The 23,073-nt window shown below is 71.0% G+C and carries 25 protein-coding genes, 1 pseudogene and 1 riboswitch; of the genes and pseudogenes, 20 read left to right on the forward strand and 6 right to left on the reverse strand.

Going from position 1 to position 23,073, the window contains the following annotated elements; genetic code table 11:
• Positions 1-14 precede the first annotated feature (14 nt).
• Positions 15-227: a ferredoxin gene (locus ACFVXC_RS34960; RefSeq protein WP_389913929.1), complete on the forward strand. Its 213-nt coding sequence runs from the start codon at positions 15-17 to the stop codon at positions 225-227.
• 17 nt (positions 228-244) lie between these two features.
• Here the strand turns inward: ACFVXC_RS34960 and ACFVXC_RS34965 are convergent, their stop codons facing one another.
• Complete coding sequence (locus ACFVXC_RS34965) at positions 245-1,357, reverse strand: alpha-hydroxy acid oxidase (RefSeq protein ID WP_389913932.1); 1,113 nt, start codon at positions 1,355-1,357, stop codon at positions 245-247.
• The gene (gene hppD / locus ACFVXC_RS34970) at positions 1,344-2,450 is read right to left on the reverse strand and encodes a 4-hydroxyphenylpyruvate dioxygenase (RefSeq protein WP_389913935.1); all 1,107 of its coding nucleotides are present in this window, start codon (positions 2,448-2,450) and stop codon (positions 1,344-1,346) included. The genes ACFVXC_RS34965 and hppD overlap by 14 nt, the downstream gene beginning before the upstream one ends.
• Positions 2,451-2,660: 210 nt before the next feature.
• Between hppD and ACFVXC_RS34975 the strand changes: the two genes are divergently transcribed.
• The 7 genes from ACFVXC_RS34975 to ACFVXC_RS35005 all read left to right on the forward strand — a co-directional run bounded on the left by ACFVXC_RS34975 (position 2,661) and on the right by ACFVXC_RS35005 (position 9,724).
• Positions 2,661-4,058 carry a PLP-dependent aminotransferase family protein gene (locus ACFVXC_RS34975; RefSeq protein ID WP_389913938.1) on the forward strand — a complete coding sequence of 466 codons (1,398 nt, stop codon included), beginning with the start codon at positions 2,661-2,663 and terminating at the stop codon, positions 4,056-4,058.
• Positions 4,055-4,981, forward strand: a complete 927-nt coding sequence (locus ACFVXC_RS34980) for a prephenate dehydrogenase (protein ID WP_389913941.1) — start codon at positions 4,055-4,057, stop codon at positions 4,979-4,981. Before ACFVXC_RS34975 ends, ACFVXC_RS34980 begins: the two co-directional genes overlap by 4 nt.
• An 81-nt stretch (positions 4,982-5,062) precedes the next feature.
• A complete protein-coding gene (locus ACFVXC_RS34985; RefSeq protein WP_389913944.1) occupies positions 5,063-5,635 on the forward strand; it encodes a hypothetical protein in 573 nt (190 codons plus the stop codon).
• Positions 5,636-5,790: 155 nt separating this feature from the next.
• A complete protein-coding gene (locus ACFVXC_RS34990) occupies positions 5,791-7,020 on the forward strand; it encodes a peptidoglycan-binding protein (RefSeq protein WP_389913947.1) in 1,230 nt (409 codons plus the stop codon).
• Positions 7,017-7,745: an ABC transporter ATP-binding protein gene (locus ACFVXC_RS34995; protein WP_389913950.1), complete on the forward strand. Its 729-nt coding sequence runs from the start codon at positions 7,017-7,019 to the stop codon at positions 7,743-7,745. Before ACFVXC_RS34990 ends, ACFVXC_RS34995 begins: the two co-directional genes overlap by 4 nt.
• A 92-nt stretch (positions 7,746-7,837) precedes the next feature.
• A complete protein-coding gene (locus tag ACFVXC_RS35000; RefSeq protein ID WP_389914027.1) occupies positions 7,838-9,010 on the forward strand; it encodes an ABC transporter permease in 1,173 nt (390 codons plus the stop codon).
• Positions 9,011-9,166: 156 nt separating this feature from the next.
• Positions 9,167-9,724, forward strand: a complete 558-nt coding sequence (locus tag ACFVXC_RS35005) for a PPOX class F420-dependent oxidoreductase (RefSeq protein WP_389913953.1) — start codon at positions 9,167-9,169, stop codon at positions 9,722-9,724.
• Here ACFVXC_RS35005 and ACFVXC_RS35010 read toward each other — a convergent pair.
• A complete protein-coding gene (locus tag ACFVXC_RS35010; RefSeq protein WP_389913956.1) occupies positions 9,712-10,563 on the reverse strand; it encodes a LysR family transcriptional regulator in 852 nt (283 codons plus the stop codon). The genes ACFVXC_RS35005 and ACFVXC_RS35010 overlap by 13 nt on opposite strands.
• A 103-nt stretch (positions 10,564-10,666) precedes the next feature.
• On the opposite strand from ACFVXC_RS35010, the gene ACFVXC_RS35015 reads away from it, so the two are divergent.
• The gene (locus ACFVXC_RS35015; protein ID WP_389913959.1) at positions 10,667-11,575 is read left to right on the forward strand and encodes a DMT family transporter; all 909 of its coding nucleotides are present in this window, start codon (positions 10,667-10,669) and stop codon (positions 11,573-11,575) included.
• A gap of 26 nt (positions 11,576-11,601) precedes the next feature.
• On the opposite strand, the gene ACFVXC_RS35020 is transcribed toward ACFVXC_RS35015, so the two are convergent.
• Entirely contained in the window at positions 11,602-12,462 is an 861-nt protein-coding gene (locus ACFVXC_RS35020) for a bifunctional 5,10-methylenetetrahydrofolate dehydrogenase/5,10-methenyltetrahydrofolate cyclohydrolase (RefSeq protein ID WP_389913961.1), read from the reverse strand.
• A gap of 21 nt (positions 12,463-12,483) precedes the next feature.
• Positions 12,484-12,569, reverse strand: a riboswitch (ZMP/ZTP riboswitch).
• A 183-nt stretch (positions 12,570-12,752) separates the two neighbouring features.
• Here ACFVXC_RS35020 and ACFVXC_RS35025 point away from each other — a divergent pair.
• From ACFVXC_RS35025 to ACFVXC_RS35050, 6 genes are all read left to right on the forward strand, one after another.
• Complete coding sequence (locus tag ACFVXC_RS35025; protein ID WP_389913964.1) at positions 12,753-13,799, forward strand: DMT family transporter; 1,047 nt, start codon at positions 12,753-12,755, stop codon at positions 13,797-13,799.
• Positions 13,694-14,476 carry a 2OG-Fe(II) oxygenase gene (locus ACFVXC_RS35030; RefSeq protein WP_389913968.1) on the forward strand — a complete coding sequence of 261 codons (783 nt, stop codon included), beginning with the start codon at positions 13,694-13,696 and terminating at the stop codon, positions 14,474-14,476. The genes ACFVXC_RS35025 and ACFVXC_RS35030 overlap by 106 nt, the downstream gene beginning before the upstream one ends.
• 90 nt (positions 14,477-14,566) lie before the next feature.
• Entirely contained in the window at positions 14,567-15,301 is a 735-nt protein-coding gene (locus ACFVXC_RS35035; RefSeq protein ID WP_389913971.1) for a 2OG-Fe(II) oxygenase, read from the forward strand.
• Complete coding sequence (locus ACFVXC_RS35040) at positions 15,298-15,603, forward strand: Ada metal-binding domain-containing protein (RefSeq protein WP_389913974.1); 306 nt, start codon at positions 15,298-15,300, stop codon at positions 15,601-15,603. The genes ACFVXC_RS35035 and ACFVXC_RS35040 overlap by 4 nt, the downstream gene beginning before the upstream one ends.
• Complete coding sequence (locus tag ACFVXC_RS35045) at positions 15,600-16,163, forward strand: hypothetical protein (protein WP_389913978.1); 564 nt, start codon at positions 15,600-15,602, stop codon at positions 16,161-16,163. The genes ACFVXC_RS35040 and ACFVXC_RS35045 overlap by 4 nt, the downstream gene beginning before the upstream one ends.
• Positions 16,160-16,819: an alpha-ketoglutarate-dependent dioxygenase AlkB family protein gene (locus ACFVXC_RS35050; RefSeq protein ID WP_389913980.1), complete on the forward strand. Its 660-nt coding sequence runs from the start codon at positions 16,160-16,162 to the stop codon at positions 16,817-16,819. Before ACFVXC_RS35045 ends, ACFVXC_RS35050 begins: the two co-directional genes overlap by 4 nt.
• Positions 16,820-16,856: 37 nt before the next feature.
• Here the strand turns inward: ACFVXC_RS35050 and ACFVXC_RS35055 are convergent, their stop codons facing one another.
• Together ACFVXC_RS35055 and ACFVXC_RS35060 are read right to left on the reverse strand one after the other, a co-directional pair.
• The gene (locus ACFVXC_RS35055) at positions 16,857-17,477 is read right to left on the reverse strand and encodes an L-threonylcarbamoyladenylate synthase (RefSeq protein ID WP_389913983.1); all 621 of its coding nucleotides are present in this window, start codon (positions 17,475-17,477) and stop codon (positions 16,857-16,859) included.
• A 110-nt stretch (positions 17,478-17,587) separates the two neighbouring features.
• Positions 17,588-18,346 (reverse strand): PP2C family protein-serine/threonine phosphatase, encoded by a 759-nt coding sequence (locus ACFVXC_RS35060; protein ID WP_389913986.1) that lies wholly within the window; start codon positions 18,344-18,346, stop codon positions 17,588-17,590.
• 177 nt (positions 18,347-18,523) lie between these two features.
• Between ACFVXC_RS35060 and ACFVXC_RS35065 the strand changes: the two genes are divergently transcribed.
• The 5 genes and pseudogenes from ACFVXC_RS35065 to ACFVXC_RS35085 all read left to right on the forward strand — a co-directional run bounded on the left by ACFVXC_RS35065 (position 18,524) and on the right by ACFVXC_RS35085 (position 23,024).
• Positions 18,524-19,480 carry an AraC family transcriptional regulator gene (locus tag ACFVXC_RS35065; protein ID WP_389913988.1) on the forward strand — a complete coding sequence of 319 codons (957 nt, stop codon included), beginning with the start codon at positions 18,524-18,526 and terminating at the stop codon, positions 19,478-19,480.
• Between the two features lie 44 nt (positions 19,481-19,524).
• Positions 19,525-20,172: pseudogene (locus tag ACFVXC_RS35070) on the forward strand (dioxygenase); the annotation flags it as partial.
• 225 nt (positions 20,173-20,397) lie between these two features.
• Entirely contained in the window at positions 20,398-21,378 is a 981-nt protein-coding gene (locus ACFVXC_RS35075) for an ArsR/SmtB family transcription factor (RefSeq protein ID WP_389913991.1), read from the forward strand.
• A gap of 205 nt (positions 21,379-21,583) precedes the next feature.
• Positions 21,584-22,240, forward strand: a complete 657-nt coding sequence (locus ACFVXC_RS35080; protein ID WP_389913994.1) for a peptidoglycan-binding domain-containing protein — start codon at positions 21,584-21,586, stop codon at positions 22,238-22,240.
• A 73-nt stretch (positions 22,241-22,313) separates the two neighbouring features.
• Positions 22,314-23,024, forward strand: a complete 711-nt coding sequence (locus ACFVXC_RS35085) for a C39 family peptidase (protein ID WP_389913997.1) — start codon at positions 22,314-22,316, stop codon at positions 23,022-23,024.
• The last annotated feature ends 49 nt before the right edge of the window (positions 23,025-23,073 follow it).

Here is a 23,073-nt window from a genome sequence, read left to right on the forward strand (position 1 = left end):
CGGAGGACGAACACATGGACATACGGGTCGACCGCCAACGATGCGCGGGCTCCGGACTCTGCATGGCCCAGGTCCCCGCCGTCTTCGACCAGTCGGACGAAGACGGCAAGGTCCTGCTCAACGCACCGAGCCCCGGCCCCGAACTGGCCGGGGCCGTGCGCGCGGCTGCCGCGCGCTGCCCGTCCGGCGCGATCACGCTGCACGAACACGACACCGCCGCCCGCTGACGCCCGCCGCCGCCCGCTCACCTCCGTGCGTGCTCGGCGATGCGTACCGTACGCAGCTCCCCGGCCGCCCCGACATCGGCGCAGCCCGCGAGCCCCATCGCGTCGTGGAGTTCGTCGGCAAGCAGGTCGAGCACCTGCCGGACACCGGCCTCTCCGGCGGCGGCGAGCCCCCACACCGGCGGGCGCCCCACCAGGACCGCGTCGGCTCCCGACGCCAGCGCCTTGAGTACGTCCGTTCCGCCGCGGACGCCGCCGTCCACCATGACCTCGCACGCGCCGCCGACCGAGTCGACGACCTCGGGCAGGGCGTCGACGCCGGGCAGCGCGCCGTCGAGCTGGCGGCCGCCGTGGTTCGACACCACGACGGCGTCCGCGCCGAGTTCCGCCGCCCGTACCGCGTCCTCGGGGGCGAGAATCCCCTTCACCACCAGGGGGATACGGGTGGCCGCCCGCAGCTCCCGCACGCACGACCAGGTCACCGCGGGCGAGAACGCCTCGGCCGTGTGCGCGGCCACCGCCGAGCCGTTCCCCGAGGGGCGGTGCGCCGCCGAGGCCGCACCGCCGTCCAGATGCGCCGCCCGCACATGGCCCGGCAGAGCGAAGCCGTTGCGGACGTCCCGCAGGCGGCGGCCCATCCAGGGCACGTCCACGGTCAGCATCAACGCCTCACAGCCGGCGTCCTCGGCCCGCCGCGCCAGGTCCAGGGAGCGCCGCCGCTCGCGGAGCCAGTAGAGCTGGAACCACACCGAGCCGCCGACGGCCGTGACCTCCTCGACGGGGACGCTGCTCAGCGTGGCGACCGTGAACGGCACCCCCGCCGCCTTCGCCGCCCGCGCGGTGGCCAACTCGCCCTCCGGGTGCACGAGTCGGTGGTACGCGACCGGGGCGATCGCCACCGGCATCCGCACCGGACGCCCCAGGAGCGTCGCGTCCGTGGTGCATCGCGAGACGTCCCTGAGCACCCGCGACGCGATGTAGATGCGGTCGAACGCCTCCCGGTTCGCGGTGAGGGACCGCTCGCGGCCGCTGCCACCCGAGATGAAGTCCCACACCTCGGGTGGCAGGGCCGCGGCCGCGGCCCTCTCGATGTCGCCCAGATCGCGCACGGCCGTGGGGTCAGCGCGCCGCACGCTGCCCGGTCCGTTCCAGCTCCACGGCCTCGTACAGCGCCTTGATGTTGGAGCTGCCGAAGGTCTGCGCGCCCTTGCGCTCGATGACCTCGAAGAAGATCGTCCCTCGCGGGTGCGCCGACGCGGTGAAGATCTGGAACAGCTGGCCGTCGTGGTCCTCGTCGACGAGGAGATTCGTCGCGCGCAGCTCGTCCAGGGTGTGGGACTTGAGCCCGATCCTTTCGGAGAGCAGGTCGTAGTACGTCGACGGGGTCTGGAGAAATGCGACACCGCGCGAGGAGAGCGTGCGCACCGAGCGGACGGCGTCTTTGCTGGAGAAAGCCAGATGCTGGACACCGGCACCGTGGTGGCTCTTGAGGAATTCGTCGATCTGACCGGGCTGTGCCAGCGGATCGGGCTCTATCAGCGTCAGTGTGACCGCTCCGGTCGCCGCGCTCTGCACGACCTTGGAGTCCATTGCCTGGGCGCCTACGACGATGTGCTCCTCGAAGACCTCACGGAACCCCAGGGCCTGTTGATAGAAGAGGGCCGTCGATTCGAGATCGCCGGCGTTCAGGCACACCGCGATGTGGTCGATGTCCAGGAGTCCCGCCTCACTGGTGCGTGCCTCGCGCGAGCCGAGCGCCGGAACGAATCCGGGCGGCAGCCCGGGGCCTTCCCCCGGGGTCCGCTCGACGAGTGTGTGCACCACGTCGCCGAAGCCCGAGACGGCGGCCGTGACCGCGGGGCCTTCGCCCGCGTGCCGTGTCGGCCTGCGCACGGGACGGGCGCCGCCCGCCACGGCGGAGGCGAAGGCCGCCGACACGTCGGCGGTGCGCAGGGCGATGTCGGCCACGCCGTCGCCGTGCGTGGTGACGTACGTGGTGGCGGGGTGGCGCTCCGCGGTCGCCTCGGTGAGCACCAGGGTCATCCGTCCCTGGCGCAGGGCGATGCTGCGGTGATCGGTGGATCCGCCGGTGCCGACGACCGTGAAGGCGTACTTGTCGACCCAGGCGAACACTGCCGCCTCCAGGCCGTCGACGTACATCTCCACATAGTCGATCGCGAGATCCGTGAGTTCATTGTTCTGGGCCGTTGCGGGTAAATCCGTCATCAGAGTCCTCGTGGGAAGAAGAATGCGGATAGGCTCCGTCGCGCCGGATCACGGAATTCCGGACCGCGGAATGTGCCGCGGAAAATTCCGGACCTTGTCGTCGGGTCGCGAGGCTGAATTCTCGTTGCGGCCCGATGATATGACTGCCTTCGCGGTTTCCGCACCTGTCAAGCCATTGCTGTGGATCAGCGGTCGGGAGACGCTGACGTCATGGAAATCCTGCAAACGGAAATCGCCGTCGCCGAGTTGAGGGCGGCCACGCTGCACGCGTCGCTCGCCGATGTGTCGATGGAGTCCATGAACCTCCTCAACCAGGTCGCCGACACCTATCCGGACGCGATCTCGTTCGCGGCGGGACGCCCTTACGAGGGCTTCTACGACGTGGCCCAGATCCACGAATACCTCCAGGTCTTCTGCGACCACCTCCGCACCCGCGTCGGCCTGAGCGAGGCGGAGACCGCCCGCACGCTGTTCCAGTACGGCGCGACGAAGGGGATCATCGGCGACCTCGTGGCGCGCGGCCTCGCCGTGGACGAGGGCATCGACGTCGACCCTTCGTCCGTGGTCGTCACGGTCGGCTGCCAGGAGGCGATGTTCCTGCTCCTTCGCGCGCTGCGCGCCGACGGCAGCGATGCCGTGCTCGCGCCGAGCCCTACCTATGTCGGCCTGACGGGGGCGGCGCTGCTCGCCGACATGCCCGTGCTCCCGGTGCGCACCGGGGAGCACGGCATCGACCTCGACGACCTGCTGGTCCAGTTGCGCCGGGCGCGCGCCGAAGGAAAACGGGTCCGCGCCTGTTACGTGACGCCCGACTTCGCCAATCCGGTGGGTGTCAGTCTGCCGCTCGCCGACCGGCACCGCCTCCTGGACATCGCCGCCGACGAGGACCTCCTGCTCCTGGAGGACAACGCGTACGGCCTGCTGAGCAGCGCCACCGACCGGCCGCCCACGCTCAAGGCCCTCGACCGACACCAACGCGTCGTATATCTCGGCTCGTTCGCCAAGACCGGGATGCCGGGCGCCCGCGTGGGCTACGTGGTCGCCGATCAGCGGGTGACCGGCACCAGCAGCGGCGAGGTCCTGCTCGCCGACGAGCTGTCGAAGCTCAAGAGCATGCTCACCGTGAACACCTCACCGATCGCGCAGGCGGTGATCGGCGGCAAACTCCTCGCCCACGACTGCAGCCTCGTCGCCGCCAACCGCCAGGAGACGGAGGTCTACGAGCGCAATCTGCGGCAGGTGCTCGACGGCCTGGACCGGCGCCTCGAAGGGCGCGCGGAAGTCACCTGGAACGCGCCGACCGGCGGGTTCTTCATCGTGCTCACCGTGCCGTTCACCGTCGACGACGCACTCCTTGAACATGCCGCGCGCCGCCACGGCGTGCTGTTCACGCCCATGCACCACTTCTACGGCGCGTCGGACGGATTCCGCCAACTCCGGCTTTCGATCAGTACGTTGACGTACGAGCGGATCGAAGAGGGCCTTGACCGCCTGGCCGCCCTGATCGACGAGCAACTGGGGGAGCGGCCGGGAGAGCGGCTCGCCCAGTTCGACGCGTCTTCGGCGCAGGAGGGGGCCGGGGAGTCATCGCCGGGTGAGGTCGCGTGACGATCCGCACCATGGCCGTCGTCGGCACCGGCCTGATCGGCACCTCCGTGGCCCTCGCGGCCCGCCTGCACGGTGTGACCGTCTACCTCTCGGACCGCGACGAGTCGGCCGTCCGCGCCGCAGCGGTCCTCGGCGCCGGACGGCCCGAGTCCCCGCAGGCTCCCGTGGACCTGGCCGTGCTAGCGGTACCGCCCAGCCAGATCGCCCCGGTCCTCGCCGAACTCCAGGCGGATGGTCTCGCGTTGAGCTACACCGACGTGGCGAGCGTGAAGGTGCACGCCGAGCGGGAGATCCTGGACACCGCCCCCGAGCCGTCCCGCTACATCGGCGGCCACCCCCTGGCGGGCCGCGAGCGGTCGGGCCCCCTCGCGGCCCGCGCGGAACTGTTCCGGGACAGGCCCTGGGTGCTCACCCCGACCCGCCTCACCTCCAGGGCCGCTTTCGGCCGCGCCCTGGACCTCATCGGGCTGTGCGGCGCGGTGCCCCGCGTGATGCGGGCCCGTGCCCACGACGACGCGGTGGCACTGACCTCCCACGCCCCGCACCTGGTCGCGAGCCTGATGGCGGCGCGCCTGCGCGAAGGGCCCGCGGAGGCGGCCCATCTGGCGGGGCAGGGGCTGCGCGACACCACCAGGATCGCCCGCGGCGACTCCCGGCTGTGGAGCGACATCGTCGAGTCGAACGCGGCGGCGGTCGCCGACATCCTCACCCGTGTCCAGGAGGACCTCACGAGCGTCGTCGCCGCCCTGTACGACCTCGCCGACCCGGAACGGGGGAGGGAGCTGTCCGGCAAGAGCAGGCACACCCTGGTGGACCTCCTCGACCGCGGTGCCGCCGGGGTGGGGGAACTGGACAGGCCGCCTCCCGCCGCGCGAAGTGAAGTGCCGCACGCAGTGGCTGAGGCGGGGTGCCGTCCACGCTGACGTCCGACTGCCGGGCGAGCCTGTACGGACACCACCGCTTGTATCCGCCGTGTGACCGGTGCCCGCGTAGAACTTGGCCCCATGTCCACCACACACAAGCGAACCGCACAGACACTGCTCGCGGCGTCGGCGCTCGTGGCCGGCGTCTTCGTCAGCGGCTGCTCCGGAGACTCGTCGGCCGCGTCGAAAGACGACCCGAAGAAGCCGGACGCCTCGCCCACCAGCCCCTTCGACCAGGCTCTGGCCTTCTCCCAGTGCATGCGCAAGAACGGCGTGTCCGGCTTCCCCGACCCGCAGAAGGACGCGGGCGGCGGCATCGCGCTCACACCGGGCGGCGATGTCGACCCCAACTCCCAGGAGTTCCAGAGCGCGACGGAGGCCTGCCGCGACAAGATGCCCCAGGGCGGCCAGCTCGGCGGGGGCGGAGGCGGCGGCAAAGCCCTCGACTCGGCCAAGGTCTCGGCCTGGGCGAAGTGCATGCGCGAGAACGGCCTGCCCAAGCTGCCGGACCCGGAGATCAACGGCGGCAACATGTCGCTCGACTTCGGGGCGAGCGGCATCGACCCCGGCAGCGACGCGTTCCAGAAGGCCAGGGTCGCCTGCCAGGACAAGTGGCCCGGCGGCGGCCTCACCGGTTCCGGCGGCGGTGCCTGATGACCGCGCCGGACGAGACCCGGGAGAGGGAGCCCGGATTACGGGAGCCCGATGCGGGGCGACCCGGGACCGAAGAGCCGGGGACCGAAGAGCCGGAGACCGAAGAGCCGGCCGCCGGCTCCGGAGCCGCTCTGGAACTGCACAAGCCTGCGGCGGTGTCCGAACGGACTCCCGACGGCGTCGCACCCGAACGTGACGAGACCGCCCCCGAGGCGGACGGCGGAGACGGCGGATCCGGTGGGGAAGGGACCACACCCCCACCGGAGGCCCGCCGCAGGCGCCGCCCGCTGCGGATGTCGCTGATCGTCGTCGCCGCGATCGCCGTGGTCGCCGCCGCGGGCGCCGCCACCACCGGCGTCCTCGGTGACGACGGCTCCGGATCGGCCGCCGACGCACCCTCGGGGCCGCCGAAGACCGCCAAGGTGGAACGGACCACGCTGACGCGCACGGAGAGCGTGGACGGAAACCTCGGCTACGGCGACGCGACAGCCGTACAGGCCCCGGCCGCCACCAGGGCGGGCGCCGGGATCATCACCTGGGTGCCGGGAGACGGCGACACCATCAAGCGCGGCGAGAGCGCCTACAAGGTGGCGGAGCAGAAGGTCCCGCTGCTCTACGGCTCCACACCCTTCTACCGCCCGCTGAAGACGGGCAGCGAGGGCAGGGACGTGGAGATCCTGGAGAAGAACCTCTCCGCGCTCGGCTACACCGGCTTCACCGTCGACGACACGTACGACGCGGGCACCGCCGAGGCCGTGAAGAACTGGCAGGACGACCTGGGGCGTGCGCGGACCGGGGCAGTGCAGCCGTCCGACGCTGTGGTCGCCCCTGGCGCCAGGCGCGTCGCCCAGGTGAAGGCCACGGCCGGAGCCCCGTCGAACGGGCCCGTCCTCACCTGGACCGGCACCGAGCGCACCGTGACCATCGACCTCGACGTGCAGTACGAGGACATGGTCGACAAGGGCACCAAGGCCACCGTCACCCTTCCCGACGACAGCACCGTCCAGGCCGAGGTGACCGACGTCGGTACCCCCTCCACGCCTTCCCAGGACAGCGGCTCCGGCGGCTCGGGCGGCGGCCAGTCGGGAGGCAACGACAAGCCCACCCTGCCGGTCGAGATGAAGGTCGCCAACCAGAAGGGCCTCGGCCGCTACCAGGCGGCGGCCGTGCAGATCTCCCTGAAGGCGGAGACCCGGAAGGACGTGCTCGTCGTCCCCGTCAACGCCCTGGTGGCACAGCGCGGAGGTGGCTACGCCGTGCAGGTCGTCGCGGCGAACGGCGACGTGAGGACGCGGACGGTCAAGGTCGGCATGTTCGCCGACAGCACGGTCGAGGTGTCCGGTACCGGCATCACGGATGGCACCGTCGTGGGGGTCCCCAAGTGACCACTGCGGCCCACCCGGTGGTCGAACTCGCCGGAGTCTCCAAGACGTACGGAGAGGTCGCGGCGCTCAAAGGCGCCGATCTCGTCATCCGGCGCGGCGAGCTGCTCGCCGTCGTCGGACCCTCCGGCTCGGGCAAGTCCACCATGCTCAACATCATGGGCACCCTCGACCGCCCCACCACCGGCACCGTGCACATCGACGGTCACGACATCGACCGGCTCAGCGACCGGGAGCTCTCCGCGCTGCGGGCCGGGACGATCGGATTCGTCTTCCAGCAGTTCCATCTCGCCCCCGGCGTACCGGCGTTGGACAGCGTCGCGAACGGGCTCCTCTACAGCGGCAGGCCGCGGCCCGAGCGGCGCGGACTCGCCGAGCGGGCCCTGCGCCGGGTCGGCCTCGGCCACCGGCTCTACCACGAGCCGCATCAGCTCTCCGGCGGCGAGAAGCAGCGCGTCGCCATCGCGCGCGCGGTACTGGGCGATCCTCCGCTGCTCCTGGCGGACGAGCCGACCGGCGCACTCGACTCCCGTTCCGGCGCGGTGGTGATCGAGCTCCTGCACGAACTGCACCGGGCGGGGACCACGGTCGTGGTCATCACCCACGACCGGGACATCGCGGGCTCCCTGCCGCGCGAGGTCCGGATCAAGGACGGCCGCATCGAGGAAGACGCGAACCACCCGGAAGAAGACACGCCCGCCCCGCTCCTCGAGGAGGCCCTGCGATGAGCGCCACCAAGGAGTTGAGCACGACAGGGGAGCGGGGCGCGGCGCACGAGCTGCCCCGCCCCGCGCCACCGCCGCGCCCCAAACCGGCCCGGATGGGCCCGGCCGACGTGCTGCGGGTCGGCGGCTCGGGCCTGCGCTCGCGCCCCATGCGGGTCTTCCTCTCGGCTCTCGGCATCGCCATCGGCATCGCGGCGATGGTCGGCGTGGTGGGCATCTCCACATCGAGCAGCGAAGACCTCAACCGGCGGCTCGCGGCGCTCGGCACCAACCTGCTCACCGTCTCCCCGGGCCAGTCCTTCGCCGGCGACGCGGCCCATCTGCCCGACTCCTCCGTCGACATGATCGGCAACATCAAGGACGTCGATTCGGTCTCCGCCATCGGCAAGACGAGCGCCAAGGTCTACCGCAACGACCACATCAAGAAGGAGGAGACCGGCGGACTCAACGTCTACGCCTCCCGCACCGACCTGCCGAAGACCGCGGGCGCGGAGATCGTCGACGGCCGCTGGCTCAACGCCGCGAACCGCCGCTACCCGGCCGTCGTGCTCGGCCCCAAGGCCGCCGAGCAACTGGGTGTCTTCAGCGCAGGACCCGACACCAAGGTGTGGCTCGGCGGGCAGTGGTTCACCGTGGTGGGGATTCTCGCGCCCAACGAGCTCGTACCCGATCTGGACTCGGCCGCGCTGGTCGGCTGGCCCGTCGCGGAGCAGGAGCTGGACTTCGACGGCCACCCGACGACGGTCTACACCCGCGCCGAGGAATCCGCCGTGAGCGACGTCCAGTCCGTGCTCGGCGCCACCGCCAACCCGGAGAACCCCAGCGAGGCCAACGTCTCCCGCCCCTCCGACGTCCTTGAGGCCAAGGCGGCCACCGACGACACCCTCAGCGGTCTGCTCCTGGGCCTGGGCGCTGTGGCCCTGCTCGTCGGCGGGGTCGGCGTCGCCAACACCATGGTCATCTCGGTCCTTGAGCGGCGCTCCGAGATAGGGCTGCGCCGCTCCCTCGGCGCCACCCGCGGCCAGATCCGTACGCAGTTCCTCTGCGAGGCCCTGCTGCTCTCCGCGCTCGGCGGCCTGGGCGGAGTCCTGCTCGGCATCGCCGTCACCTCCGGCTACTCCACCTACCAGGGCTGGCCATCGGTGGTGCCAGTCTGGGCGATGGCGGGCGGGGTGGGCGCGACCTTGGTCATCGGCGGTCTTGCCGGGTTCTACCCCGCGGTCCGCGCGGCGCGGCTTCCTCCCACGGAGGCGCTCGCCACGACCTGACCAGATGGCCATAGGGGGCGACTTCGCAGGAACTCGCCCCAGCGGACGCGGTGCCTTCGTCAGCCTAAATCCCCCGCGGGCGACGAGGGCATCGCTCTGTGCCGCCCACCCCGGCCGCGCTGTCTGGACGGCCACCGCCTCTCGTATTCTCACCACATGACTGAGCACTTAGGGAAAGTCGACGAAAGCAGCCTGCTCGACCTGCTCCAGGAACAGCGCATCGGCACGCTCGTCACCCTCAAACGTGACGGCCGCCCGCAACTCTCCAACGTCGGCTACGCCTACGACCCCGAGGCCCGCCTCATCCGCCTCATGGTCACCGACAGCCGCGCCAAGACCCGCAATCTGCGCCGCGATCCGCGCGCGAGCTTCCTCGTCACCGACGGCGCGGGCTTCTCCTACATGATCGCCGAGGGCGACGCCGAGCTGACGCCGGTCGTGACCGATCCGCATGACGCGGTCGCGGATGAACTGGCGCTGGTCTTCCAGGGGTTCCAGGGCGAGCATCCCGACTGGGAAGGGTTCCGCGCGGCGATGGTGAGGGAGCGTCGCCTGGTGATCCGGCTGCACGTCAAGCACGTGTACGGAGCCGCGGGGAAGCGGATCCTCGCGGGCCCCGGGCCCAAGGGACCCGGCGGTGAGTCGGTGGGCGCGACCGTGGGGCGGCCCGGTCTGCAGCTCGGCACGGGCGAACCGCCGCCTCAGTTCCGGTAGAGGTCCGTCAGGAGAGCCACGGCGGCGTGCGTCATGGGATGCGGGTCGTGGCGGCGCCAGATGAGGTGTACGGCGATCGGGTCGGCGTCGCGCAGCGGGCGGAACACGACGCCGTCGCGGCGGTACTGATTGGCGGTGCTCTCCGGGGTGAGACCGACGCAGCGGCCCGACGCGATGATGGCGAGCCAGTCGTCGATGTCCTGGGTGTACTCCACCGGGGGCCGGGCCTCTTCGGGCCACAGCTCGGCGGTGGTGGTGCCGGTGCGCCGGTCGATGAGGAGCGTACGGCCCTGTATGTCGGCCAGCGGAACGGAACGCCGCCTGGCCCATGGGTCGTCGCTCGCCAGTGCGCAGAAGCGGCGCTCGTGACCGACGACGGCGCTGGCGAAGCGGGCCTCGTTGAAGGTGGTGCGGACGACGGCGAGGTCGCACAGGCCCTCGGCTAGGCCGCCGGTCGCGGAGTTCGTCCGGATCAAGTACAGCTCGACGTCGGGATGTCCGGCGGCCCAGCGGCGCTGGAACTCCGCCGTGTGGCGGCCCATCGCCGACCAGGCGTGGCCGATGCGCAGCCGCGTGTGTCCGGTGGTCGCCTCCCGGATGAGGTCGTCGGCCTCCGCGAGCAGATGCCGGGCCCGGGCGAGAACCTGCACCCCCGCGGTCGTGGGCGTGACGCTCCGGCTGGTGCGGTGCAGGAGGCGCGCCCCCAGCACCTCCTCGAGCCCGCCGAGGGTCCGTGAGACGGCCGCCTGGGAGACCCCCAACTCGGCGGCGGCATCGGTGAAGCCGCCCGTGTCGACGATGGCGACCAGGCAGCGCAGATGCCGCAGTTCCAGATCCATGACCACAGCGTAGACACAACCGGGACGTATGGATGACCAGAGCGTATAGATGAGCGCGTGCATGCATTTTTAGTATGCGCGCGGGTGATGCATCCTGCGATGCATGCGAACGTCTCAGAGCCAAGCCGCGTCCGCTGTCGTTCCGGCCGGTCAGGGCGGCCCGGCCGGCGAGGGCGCGAGTGCACGAGGCCGTCTGCCGGGCATGGCGATGATGTTCGGCAGCGGCCTGTCCAACCAAGTCGGCGCTGCCACAGGCGCCTTGGCGTTCGGTGTCATCGGCCCCGCCGGTGTCGTGGCCGTGCGGCAGTGGGTCGCGGGAGCCGTGCTCCTGACGGTGGGCAGGCCCAGGATACGCGCCTTCACCTGGCGTCAGTGGTGGCCGCTGCTGTGCCTGGCGGCGGTCTTCGCCACCATGAACCTCTCCCTCTACACCGCGATCGACCGCGTGGGCCTCGGCCTCGCGGTGACCCTTGAGTTCCTGGGCCCGCTGTCGGTCGCGCTGGCCGCGTCCCGCCGTGCGGTGGACCTCGGCTGTGCGGCCGTCGCGGGGGTGGCGGTGGTGGCCCTGGCCCGCCCGCGGCCCAGCACGGATTACGTCGGTATCGCGCTCGGCCTGCTCGCCGCGGCCTGCTGGGCCTCGTACATCCTGCTCAACCGTACGGTCGGAGCCCGCCTCCCGGGCGTCGAGGGCTCGGCCGCCGCCGCGGGGATCTCCGGGCTCCTCTATCTGCCGGTCGGCATCGTGGTCCTCGCCCACCACCCGCCGACGGCCACCGCCCTTGCCTGCGCCGCCACCGCGGGCATCCTCTCCTCCGCGGTCCCCTTCCTCGCCGACCTGCTCGCCCTGCGCCGGGTCGACGCCCGCTTCTTCGGGATCTTCATGAGCGTCAACCCGGTCCTCGCGGCGCTGGTGGGCATGGTCGTCCTGGGCCAGGCCCTCGACTGGGTGGAGTGCCTCGCCATCGCGGCGATCGTGACGGCGAACGGGGTCAGCGTCCTGAGCCGTTCCTGAGCCACTCCCTTCTCAGACGACCGTGATCAGCTCAGGCCGAGCTGCCGCGTCGCCGCCTCGACCGTCTGGGCGAGGAGCACGGCGATGGTCATGGGTCCGACGCCGCCGGGTACGGGCGTGATCAGGCTCGCCCGGTCACGGGCGGTGTCGAAGTCGATGTCGCCGACGTTCCCCGGGTTGTAGCCCGCGTCGATCACCACGGCGCCGGGCTTGATGTCCGCGCCGGTGATGAAGCGCGGGCGTCCGACCGCGGCGAGCAGGACATCGGCCTGCCGCACGATCGCTGACAGGTCCGCGGTGCGCGAGTGGCAGTACGTGACCGTCGCGTCCCTGCCCAGGAGCAGCATCCCCGCGGGCTTGCCGAGGATGGCGCTGCGTCCCACGACGACTGCGTGCTTGCCGGTGAGGTCGACGTCGTACTCGTCGAGCAGGCGCATGATGCCGCCGGGGGTGCAGGACACGAAGCCGGGCAGGCCGAAGCCCATCGCCGCGAAGGAGTGCATGGTCACCCCGTCGACGTCCTTGTCCGGCGCGATCGCCTCGAAGGCGGCGCGCTCGTCGATGTGGGGACCTGCGGGGTGCTGCAGCAGGATGCCGTGGACGGTCGGGTCCTGGGAGAGCGCGGTGATCGTCGCGACCAGTTCGGCGGTGCCGACCGAAGCGGGCAGGGCGACGTGCCGTGACTCGATGCCGGCCTTCTCGCAGCGGGAGCGCTTCATACGGACGTAGGTCACCGAGGCGGGGTCCTCACCGACGAGGACGGTCGCGAGGCACGGGGACACACCGGTGCGACGGCGGATGTCGGCGGCGGTCGCGGAGCTCGATTCGACGATGCGACGGGCGAGGCCGGTGCCGTCCATCGGGCGAGCTGTCTGCGTCTGGGGCATGTGCCACTCCTGAGCTTCAGGGTGAGTCGCCCAGGCGCGCGGCATCGACACGATGTCAGGCCGCTCCCCGGTGGTGCTCCACCTCAGCGCCAGTCACGGCCCGCCTCTCAGCCTAAGGGACGGTGCGGGACGAGGGGCGCTGGTATTGCGGATGTAGCTGAGCTTAATGAAAGTTCAAATCTTGTTGCTTGTCCTTTCATGTCGGTGACGGCATCGTTCCCTGACAAGGATCCGGCCAAGGAGAGCGAGAGCGAACAGTGAATGGCGTCCCCGGAAGAACCCGGGCAGCGGTGAGAGTGGGCGTACTCGCCCTCCTGTGGGGATCGACCTTCCTCTGGATCAAACTGGCCCTGGAAGGCCTGTCTCCCGTGCAGGTCACCCTCCTTCGCTGCGCACTCGGCGCGGCGACCCTGACGGTCCTGCTCTTCGGTACGCGGGGCCGCCTTCCCCGGGGCCGTGCGACGTGGAAGCACGTCTTCGTCGCCGCCTTCTTCTGCAACGCCCTGCCCTTCGGCCTCTTCAGCGTCGGCCAGCAGACCGTCGACTCCGGTGTGGCGGGCGCCCTGAACGCGACGACTCCGCTGTGGTCCGTCCTGATCGGCCTCGCCATCGGTACGGAACGAGGCCTGCGCCCCATCCGCCTCGCCGGGCTCCTCATCGGTTTCGCGGGTACGTCGCTGATCTTCGCGCCATGGCAGCAGTCAGGCCTGACGAGTTGGGGCGCGCTCGCCATCGTGGGCGCGGCGGCGAGCTACGCCGTCGGTTTCGCGTACATGGGGCACCACCTCGTCGGGAAGGGTGTGCCCACCCTCTCCCTCTCCGCCGCCCAGCTCATGGCGGCCACGGGCCTGACGGCACTGGCCCTGCCGGTCGGCGGCCTGGAGACGATCCACGTGGATCGCACCGCGCTGATCGCCGTGGTCGTCCTGGGGATCTTCGCCACCGGCGTCACCTTCCACCTCACCTACCGGATCATCGCGGACGAGGGCGCGACCAACGCGGCGACCGTCGGGTATCTGCTGCCGGTGGTCTCCGTGGCGCTGGGCGCCATCGTGCTCGACGAGGCGTTCAGCATCCGGGTGGCCGTGGGGATGGCGGTCGTGCTTGTCGGCGTCGGCATGACCCGTCGGCGGAACGCCGTGTCCGAATGCCGCCAGCACGCGTACCCGCGGGCGGCGAACATCGAGTACGCGCGGGCCAGCCTGCCCCACGGTACGAAGGACACGGAATCATGCACAAGACCATCCTCACCCCCGACCTCTTCGGCCCCGAGCCCGGGTCGGACGCCCCGCCCCGCGGTCCGTCCGAACCGACGATTCCCGCACTCGGAGAACTGAAGTGGGCTGATCTCTATGCCCAGTTGAACGCGGAGGGCGTGGCGCTCACGCCTCCGCTGCTGTCGCGTGAGCAGTGTCAGGAGATCATCGCCACGTTCGACGAGCCGAGCCGCTTCCGCTCGACCGTGGTCATGCAGCGGCACAACTTCGGCCGTGGCACCTACAAGTACTTCGCCGACCCGGCCTCCGTCCCGCTCGTGCGGACACTGCGCGAGAAGCTGTATCCGCCGATGGCGTGGATGGCCAACCAGTGGGCCCCGCAGCTCGACGAGCGCACCTTCCCGCCCACGCTGGAGGAGTTGCTCGCCGAGTGCGCGGAGAACGGGCAGCGGCGCCCCACCCCGCTGATCCTGAACTACGGCGAGGGCGACTACGCCTGTCTGCATCAAGACGTCTACGGAGACATCGTCTTCCCGCTGCAGATCGCCGTCATGCTGAACGAGGCCGGCGAGGACTTCACCGGCGGGGAGAACGTCTTCGTGGAGCAGCGGCCGCGCTTCCAGTCGCGCGCCGTGGTCGTCAAGCCGCAGCTCGGCCAGGGCATGATCTTCCCTGTCCGGCACCGGCCCGTCCGCGGCCGCGACGGCTACCGACGTCACCCCATGCGGCACGGCACCAACGCCGTGGAATCCGGCCACCGCAACACGCTCGGCGTGATCTTCCACAATGCCCGCTGACGGCAGTGCGCGGCGTGACGTCCCCATGCCGTCAACACGCGTGATCGCGACACCCGCCTCCGATCCGCACGACCACGAAGGGTTCTGATCATGATCGACACCACTCACGTGGCGGATACCCGTGTCGGTGAACGCGTCGCCGCCGAGAACTGGGACGCGCTGACCGCCGAGCTCGACGAGTACGGCCACGCCCTCACCGGCCCGCTTCTGACCCCCGGCGTCTGCCGCGACATCGCCGCCCTGTACGACGACACCGACCGCTTCCGCGCGACCGTCGACATGGGCCGCTACCGCTTCGGCTCCGGCCGCTACCGCTACTTCACCCACGAACTCCCCGATGTAGTACGCGAGTTGCGTGCAGCGTTCTACCCTCGCCTGCTGCCCATCGCCCGCGACTGGGCCGAGAAGCTCGGCAAGCCCGCCCCCTGGCCCGGGAGCCTGGAGGAGTGGGTGGGGATGTGCCACGCGGCCGGGCAGGTCAAGTCCGCCCAGATCCTCCTGCGCTACGGGCCCGGCGACTGGAACGCCCTGCACCGCGACGTCTTCGGCGACATGCTCTTCCCGCTCCAGGTCGTCATCGGCCTCGACGCCCCCGGGGCCGATTTCACCGGTGGCGAGTTCATCATGACCGAGCAGCGCCCCCGCGCCCAGTCGCGCGGATCGTCCACGACCCTGCCGCTGGGCCACGGGCTCGTCTTCACGACCCGGGACCGGCCCGTGGCCTCCAAGCGCGGCTGGTCGACCGCGCCGATGCGGCACGGCGTGAGCACCGTCCGCTCCGGGCGGCGGCGCACGCTCGGCCTGGTCTTCCACGACGCGGCATGAACCCCGACCCGGCCGCCGGGCGCCCGTACCCGCGTTCGTACACCCTGTGCGGCCAGGACGGAAAGCCGTACCCCAGCAGCGCTCCGGGCACTCTGGCCGGACATCGCCGCGGGCGACTGTACGGCCGCCTGGACTGCCCTTCCGCGCTGCGGGCCCTCGCCCGCGGCCCCTACTCCACCCACCGGGTGTTCTTCCCCGACGAGGGCACCGCGGTCGCGGCCGGTTACCGTCCCTGCGCGGTGTGCCTGCCCGCTCAGTACGCTCGATGGAAAGCAGACCCAGAAAGCACCGGCACACCATGAGCATCCTGAAGGAGCGGGAGAACTCCCGCTCACCCCTGATCGGCGCCGCCGACCTGGCCGCCCACGCGGACCTGCCCGCCCCGGCAGCGCACACCGAGGCCGAACTCGCCGCCCTGATCGGCCTGTTGACCCTGCCGAAGGCGCGAATCGAGACCGTCACCGTCGGCCACAGCCGCGACACCGCATCCCGGGCCGCCGCCGAGGCCTTCGCCGCCGCGTGGAAGGACCGCGGCGGCACGATCCTCACCACGGTGAGCTGGCCCGAGACGGCCGCGTCCTGGCTGCGCCCCGCCCGCCGCCTCACCACGGAGCTCCCGGACGCCTGGGTCATGGCAGCCGCGCCGCTCGGCCTCGCCCAGCTGGCCCGTCGCCTGCGCCACTCCACCGACTGGGACCCGGCCCGCAGTTACGCCTTCGCCTCGCTCAAGGACTCCCGCGTTCCGGCCCTCGCCGGAGACGACGTGCTCCACGGACTGCGCGGCGCGACAGCCGACGGCGCCACCTGGGACGTACGCCACCGCTGGGTCACCACCCACCTGCCCGCCGAGGTGACCGCGTGAGCGCCCTGATCCCCCGCCCCGCCACGGAGATCGCCCCCGGCGCGGTGCACGTGCCGCAGTGGCTCACCCTGGAACAGCAGCGTGAACTCGTCACGGCGTGCCGAAGCTGGGCCACCGGTCCTGTGCCGATCCGCCACACCGAGCTGCCGCGCGGCGGGGTCATGTCCGTACAGACGGTGTGCGTCGGCTGGCACTGGCAGCCGTACCGGTACACCCGCACCGCCGGCGACGTGAACGGCCGGCAGGTCGCGGCGTTCCCGGACTGGATGGTCGAGCTCGGCCGCCGGGCGCTGACCGAGGCGTACGCGGACGCGGCGGCCGCGGCCGACTACACGCCGGACACGGCGCTGATCAACTTCTATGACGGGCAGGCCAAGATGGGCATGCACCAGGACAAGGACGAGCGGTCGTCGGCCCCTGTGGTCTCCCTGTCCATCGGCGACACCTGCGTGTTCCGCGTGGGCAACACCGAGACCCGCACCAAGCCCTACACCGACATCGAACTGACCTCGGGTGACCTGTTCGTCTTCGGCGGGCCCTCGCGCTACATCTTCCACGGCGTGCCCAAGGTCCACGAGGGCACCGCGGACCCCGCGACCGGTCTGACCTCGGGCCGCCTGAACATCACGATGCGGGTCACCGGTCTCACCGGCTGACCAGGATGCCCGGACCCGCGCGGCTACGCGAAAGCGGTTACTCGAACCGCGAGGTGTCGCCCGCCCCGCGGCGCACGATCTCGGCCTCGCCACCGGAGAAGTCGATGACGGTGGTCGGGCTCGTGCCGCAGTCACCCGAGTCGACCACGGCGTCCACCTGGTGGTCGAGCCGTTCCTTGATCTCCCAGCCCTGCGTCAGCGGCTCCTCCTCGTCGGGCAGGAGCAGGGTGCTGGAGAGCAGCGGCTCACCGAGCTCGGTGAGCAGGGCCTGCGTGACGACATGGTCGGGAATCCGGACCCCGACGGTCTTCTTCTTCGGGTGCAGGAGCTGACGCGGCACCTCCTTCGTCGCGGGGAGGATGAAGGTGTAACTGCCCGGCGTCGCGGCCTTGATCGCGCGGAACACGTCGTTGTCGACGTGCACGAACTGACCCAGCTGCGCGAAGTTCTGGCAGACCAGGGTGAAGTGGTGGCGATCGTCGAGGTTGCGGATCTTGCGGATGCGGTCGAGGCCGTCACGGTTGCCCAGCTGGCATCCCAGGGCGAAACAGGAGTCCGTCGGATACGCGATGAGCGCGCCGGAGCGGATGCTGTCGGCCACGGTGCCGATGCTGCGCGGCTGGGGATTGTCGGGATGCACGTCAAAATACTTGGCCATCCGCCGAGCGTACGTGATCGCAACAGAAGTCCCCGGTTCCCCAGCGGGCGCAGCCGCAAGGTCCGAGGCCACAGCCGCATCCCCGGTCGCGCAGGGTGCGGTCGGTGCGGTCAGTCGTCGTCGACCACGCTGATCAGCGCGAGCGTGATGTTGTCGGGGCCACCCGCGTCGATGGCGGCCTTCCACAGCTCGAAGACCGCCCGGCCGCCGTCGTGGGCCGCGAGCAGCTCGTCGAGGACGTCCTCGGGCACAGGGTCGGTCAGGCCGTCGCTGCACACCACATAGCGTTCACCCGCGACGAGCGGCAGTGTGCTGACGTGCGGGGTGACCGCGCTGAACCGGAGCGCGCCGCCGAGCGCCTGCGTGACGATCGACGTGGTGCGCCGCCCCGGCACCGGAGGTGGGCTGTCGTCGACGCTCACCTGGCGGAGCGGCCTGGGGGCGCCGCTGCGGCTCACGTCGAGCACCCTGCTGTCACCGACGTTGAACACGAGGAGTTCCGTCCCCAGGACCACGACACCCGCGACCGTCGTCCCCATGGTGGCCAGCTTGGGATCGTGCTCGGCCGCCTCGTACACGGCGTGATTGCAGGCGTTCAGCGCGTCACGAACGGCCTGCTCGCTGTCCAGCAAGGGCCCGAGCGACGCCAGCCGTCGTACGACGATGCCACTGGCCACCTCGCCGCCGGGCTGGCCGCCGATGCCGTCGGCGACCGCGACGACGAGGGGGGTGCCGAGCGGGAACCCCAGGGTCTGCGGGTTCTCGGTCATGGTCCCGCACAGCGTCCATGGACCGACGCCCAGACTGTCCTCGTTGTTGTCGCGTGCGAGCCCCGGGTGGCTCAGCGCGGTGACTGTTATGTACGGCATCCCTGTCCCGCCTCTCCGTAACGGCAGGCGTGCTCCGCACCACCATTGTCACGCCGACGGCCGCTCACGGCTCAGTGACGGCCCGTGGCCACCCTCTGCCCCGTAGGTGACCGCGCATGCCATGGTGGGGGAGTCGACTGGTCTGGACCAGTCTCCGGTGTGGTGAGGAGCGTACGCATGCGCGGTACAACGGTCTTGCCCGGCGAGGGGAACAGCGGATTACCCGGTGAGGAGGGCCTGCCGACGCATCGCCTGGAAGTGCCCATGCCCAACGCGCTGCCGTTCGCCATCGGCACGTTCGACACCATCGGGCCGATGTCGCGTGCGTCGTTCCCGCACCGGCACACCTTCCACGAGATCGTCCACGTCACCGGCGGCACCGGCAGGCACGTCGTCGACCTGACCCGCTTCCCGCTGCGGCCGCCGAACCTGTGCTTCATCGCCCCCGGCCAGGTCCACCACTGGGAGAACGTCACCGGCCTCGAGGGGAGCGTCATCCTCTTCACCGACGACTTTCTCCTCGACCACCCCGCGGACCGCCGGGCGCTGCGGGGGCTCGGGCGGCGCTCCTGGCTCGAACTGCCCGACGAGTCGGCGGACCAGGCCGCGCGCCTCGTCGCCGAGTTGGACGGCGAGTACCGGGCGGGGGCCGACGGATTCCAGAGCGTGCTGCGGGCCTTGCTCCATGTTCTCGTGGTGCGTTCGGCGCGGCTGCCCGCGCGGCATCCGGCGGCGGCCCCGTCCGCACCGCGCTCACGGCCCGGCGCGGTCGCCGCGGAGTTCGTGGCCCTGCTCGGCACCCCGGAGGGTTCCCCGCTGTCCGTGCGCGCCTGCGCGGGGCACCTCGGTGTCTCCGTGAGCTACCTCGGCGAGGCGGTGAAGGCTTCCACCGGCCGCACGCCCGGCGAACTGATCCGGCAGACGCGGGTGCACGAGGCCAAACGCCTGCTCCTGCGTACGGAGTTGTCGGTCCGTCAGGTAGCCGCTCGGGTCGGTTTCGGGGACCCGGCCTACTTCTGCCGTTTCTTCCGCCGCGAGACCGGCGCGAGTCCCGGGGACTTCCGGCGCGGCGGCGGCGATATTCACCACGACCACCGTCTTGAGTCCATCGCCCGCGCCCGGCCTTCCGCATAGCTTCGGTGCCGATCCGGAACCCACCCCACCCCTCAGGAGGAGCGATGGAGCACGAGATCGGCACGACCGGAGACGGAAGCGGACCCAGCCGGAAGACCGTACTGAGAGCGGCCGCAGCGGTGGGCATGGCCCTGCCCGTGGCCCTCATGGGAGTTCCCGCCCTCGCCCGGACCGCGGGCGAGCGGGGCGTGGTCCCCGAGGCGACCCCGGCCTGTGACGACGGCGACGACCCGACGCCCCCGCAGATGGAGGGGCCGTACTTCAAACCCAACTCCCCCCAGCGCACCTCGCTCCTCCAGCCCGGCGTGCCGGGCTTACGGCTCACCGCCACCGGCTATGTCTTCGGGCGTGCCTGCCGGCCGATCCCACGGGTCCTGATGGACTTCTGGCAGGCCGACACCTACGGGACGTACGACAACACGGGATTTCGCTTCCGAGGCCATCAATTCACCGACGCCTCAGGCGCGTTCAGGCTCACCACGATCGTGCCCGGCCTCTACCCGGGCCGCACCCGGCACCTGCACGTCAAGGTGCAGGCACCGGGACGCCCGGTCCTCACGACCCAGCTGTACTTCCCCGGCGAGCCGCGCAACAACACGGACCCGCTCTTCGACGACCGGCTGCTCATGAACGTACGCACCGTCGGCAACGCGAAGGAGGCGGACTTCGACTTCGTGTTGAACGTGCCGCAGTAACCCGCGCGCGGGGGCTGCTGCGGTGTTCCCCCCCTCAGTCGCCCCCGCCGCCTTCACGGCCAGCGCGCACCTCTCTCCCGCCGCTTCAGAGCAGGACTTGAGGGCCCTGGCCCCACCCGCCTCTCTTGACAGCACCCGCCTCGCGGCGATGGCCTGGTGCCCTGCCGCGCGGCGACGCGGCGGCCACGGAGCCGGGCGCGGGCACAGGGGGAGGGGCAGGTCATGTTGCGGGTGCACTTCACGGCCGAGGACCTGGCGCGGGTGCGGGTCGCCTCGGGGCCCGACTTCCTCTGGGAGATCAGCAACAGCGTGCAGACGCTCCAACGTCGTGACGGGGCGCGGGTGTTCGGGGAGTGGCGCCGGTGGGCGAGGCCGCGCCTCTCGGACAGTGCCCGGCTTCTGTCGCCGCTCCTGCCGCCGCACGGCTGCTCCCCGGACTTCCTCACCCCCACCCACGGAGAGGGCGAGACGCTCCACGCGGCGGTCGACACCCTTGTGCGCACCCCCCGTCCGCGGTTGCGCACGGACTTGACGCGAGTGGCCGCCTCGCGTCGGCTCCCGGGGTGGACGGAGTCGCTCGCGCGCGGCGACGGCGCCGCCCTGCGGCAGTTGGGGCAGGCCCTCCACACGTATCACCTGGAGGCGCTCGAGCCCTTCTGGCCGCGCGTCCACGCCCAGATCGACGCCGACCGCATCATCCGGCTGCACAGCCTCCTCGACGGCGGCACCAATGGGCTCCTCGCGGGACTCGGGCCCCAACTGCGCTGGCATCCACCGGTGTTGGAGGTCGACTACCCCGTGGATCAGGATCTGCGTCTCGACGGCAGGGGGATCACCCTGCAGCCCTCGTTCTTCTGCTGGCCCACTCCCATCACGCTCGCCGACGGTGAACTGCGCCCCGTCCTGGTGTATCCCATCGACCACGCGATGGACTGGACCCACCCCACACCCCTGGACCGTCCGGACGGCGGCGCGCTGGGTCCGCTCATCGGGCACACACGTGCCGCCGTCCTCAGGGCGGCCCGCACCGGCTCGTCCACGGTCGAGCTCGCCCGCCTCCTGGAGGTCACCCACCCGGCCATAAGCCAGCACATCAAGGTGCTGCGTGCGGCGGGACTTGTGACCACGGTCCGCAGGGCGGGACGGTCGCTCCATGTCGCGACCGCGGAGGGGCGCGCGCTGCTGCGCGGCAGCGGGTCGTAAGTCTGGGCTTTCATTGATTGCGCCTGGCATGGGCATGCAAGGAAGCTGTCCGAGCTGTCGCACACGCACCCCCCACCTACCCACGCATCCCCCCACCGCGTTGCGTCCCGCCACCTTGCCCCGCGCGCCGTTCAACGCGCGTCCACGTGTGAACTCCCGGGCACGGTACGAGGGAACGCATCGACGATCCGATGAAGGAGTGGCGTTGCGCACTACTCGTATCCTCACCCGCCGCGCGGCCGTCGCCGCCGTACTCGTCGTGGCCGGCACCCTCTGTGCCGTGCCCCCCTCGGCCTCGGCGGCGTCCTCCGGGCACGGCGTCAAGTGGTTCCAGGAGCGGCACGGCCTGCCCCGGACCGGCTCGGTCGACGGCGCTACCGCCGACGCCCTGAGCCGGGCCTCCGACGCCGAACTGCACCGGACGTTCCGGACCGCGGCCGACCTCGGACCCGAGGAACTGGCCAACGCGCGCACCGTCATCGGTGTCGGCAAGGGTGCCCAGATTCCCGAACAGGGCCAGGTCATCGCGTTGATGACAGCCATGCAGGAGTCCAAGTTCGTCAACTACCTGACGCCTGTGGACCACGACTCCCTGGGCATCTTCCAGCAGCGCCCCAGCACCGGCTGGGGCACTCCCGAGCAGATCACCGACGTCGCCACCTCGTCCAAGTCCTTCTACGGAGTGGCCCCCTTCGGCAGCAATCCGGGACTGATCCAGATCGCGGGATGGGAGACGATGCCGCCGGGTGAGGTCTGCCAGGCCGTCCAGGTCTCGGCCTACCCCGACCGCTACGCGCAGTGGGAGCAGTTCGCCCGTGACCTGCTCGCCCAGGAAGGTCCTTCGGTTCCGCCGATTCCCTGAACCGCGTACGCACGCACACACCCCCGCACTCCCCACCCCTCACAGCAGGCATGCCCTCACACCAGGAGCCCGTATGCGCAAGAGACTTGTCTCCACAGCGATCGCCGTGACCGCGGCCGGCGCCCTCCTCACTCCGGCCGCCGCCCAGGCGGAACCCGCGCACCCCCGGAGCGTGTCGGTGCTCGGCGACGGCTCGAAGGCCGGGACCGCCGTCGTCAGCGGACAGAACGAGCCCGGAACCCGGCTGCGTATCGGCGGGGCGCGGACGGCGAGCGCGCACACGCTCCCGGTGGACTACCAGGTCCAGGAGACCGGCTACTGGTGCGGCCCCGCCGCCACCCGCATCGCCCTGTCCGCACGGATCGCCCCGCCGAGCCAGGGCGCACTGGCCGCGCAGCTCGGCACCACCGAGGCGGGCACCGACCACATCAGCCAGGTGACCGGCGTGCTCAACGCCAACCTCGGCACCGGCTGGTACGAGACCAAGGAGATGCCGAACGATCCGCCCACCCAGGCCCAGAAGGACCTGCTGTGGCACGACATCGTCCTGGACATCGACAGCAACTACCCGCTCGTGACCAACATCGTGGCCCCGCCCGGCAACCAGCCGCCCGGCTACCCGTCGGACCAGACGATCTACCACTACTTCACGGTCATCGGTTACGACGAGGCGAACCGTACCGTCCTCATCGCCGACCCCGCCTCCTTCGGCGGCAACCAGATCTACTGGCTCTCCTTCGACCAGCTCGCCACCCTGATCCCGCCGAAGGGGTACGCGGCCTGAGCCATGAGGAGCCAGTGAGTCATGGCTGTGGGCGGCGCCGCACGAGTCG

This window comes from Streptomyces sp. NPDC058257 (genome assembly GCF_042881845.1).
Lineage (GTDB): Bacteria > Actinomycetota > Actinomycetes > Streptomycetales > Streptomycetaceae > Streptomyces.

Excerpts from the sequence above, each read along its gene's own strand:
- ACFVXC_RS35065 (WP_389913988.1), top strand. The coding sequence starts at position 18,524 with ATGCGCGGTACAACGGTCTTGCCCGGCGAGGGGAACAGCGGATTACCC.
- ACFVXC_RS35000 (WP_389914027.1), top strand. The coding sequence starts at position 7,838 with ATGGGCCCGGCCGACGTGCTGCGGGTCGGCGGCTCGGGCCTGCGCTCG.
- ACFVXC_RS34985 (WP_389913944.1), top strand. The coding sequence starts at position 5,063 with ATGTCCACCACACACAAGCGAACCGCACAGACACTGCTCGCGGCGTCG.
- ACFVXC_RS35040 (WP_389913974.1), top strand. The coding sequence starts at position 15,298 with ATGAACCCCGACCCGGCCGCCGGGCGCCCGTACCCGCGTTCGTACACC.
- ACFVXC_RS34960 (WP_389913929.1), top strand. The coding sequence starts at position 15 with ATGGACATACGGGTCGACCGCCAACGATGCGCGGGCTCCGGACTCTGC.
- ACFVXC_RS35020 (WP_389913961.1), bottom strand. The coding sequence starts at position 12,462 with ATGCCCCAGACGCAGACAGCTCGCCCGATGGACGGCACCGGCCTCGCC.
- ACFVXC_RS35060 (WP_389913986.1), bottom strand. The coding sequence starts at position 18,346 with ATGCCGTACATAACAGTCACCGCGCTGAGCCACCCGGGGCTCGCACGC.
- ACFVXC_RS35030 (WP_389913968.1), top strand. The coding sequence starts at position 13,694 with ATGCACAAGACCATCCTCACCCCCGACCTCTTCGGCCCCGAGCCCGGG.
- ACFVXC_RS34975 (WP_389913938.1), top strand. The coding sequence starts at position 2,661 with ATGGAAATCCTGCAAACGGAAATCGCCGTCGCCGAGTTGAGGGCGGCC.
- ACFVXC_RS35015 (WP_389913959.1), top strand. The coding sequence starts at position 10,667 with ATGCGAACGTCTCAGAGCCAAGCCGCGTCCGCTGTCGTTCCGGCCGGT.
- ACFVXC_RS35005 (WP_389913953.1), top strand. The coding sequence starts at position 9,167 with ATGACTGAGCACTTAGGGAAAGTCGACGAAAGCAGCCTGCTCGACCTG.
- ACFVXC_RS35045 (WP_389913978.1), top strand. The coding sequence starts at position 15,600 with ATGAGCATCCTGAAGGAGCGGGAGAACTCCCGCTCACCCCTGATCGGC.
- ACFVXC_RS35035 (WP_389913971.1), top strand. The coding sequence starts at position 14,567 with ATGATCGACACCACTCACGTGGCGGATACCCGTGTCGGTGAACGCGTC.
- ACFVXC_RS35055 (WP_389913983.1), bottom strand. The coding sequence starts at position 17,477 with ATGGCCAAGTATTTTGACGTGCATCCCGACAATCCCCAGCCGCGCAGC.
- hppD (WP_389913935.1), bottom strand. The coding sequence starts at position 2,450 with ATGACGGATTTACCCGCAACGGCCCAGAACAATGAACTCACGGATCTC.
- ACFVXC_RS35075 (WP_389913991.1), top strand. The coding sequence starts at position 20,398 with ATGTTGCGGGTGCACTTCACGGCCGAGGACCTGGCGCGGGTGCGGGTC.
- ACFVXC_RS35085 (WP_389913997.1), top strand. The coding sequence starts at position 22,314 with ATGCGCAAGAGACTTGTCTCCACAGCGATCGCCGTGACCGCGGCCGGC.
- ACFVXC_RS35010 (WP_389913956.1), bottom strand. The coding sequence starts at position 10,563 with ATGGATCTGGAACTGCGGCATCTGCGCTGCCTGGTCGCCATCGTCGAC.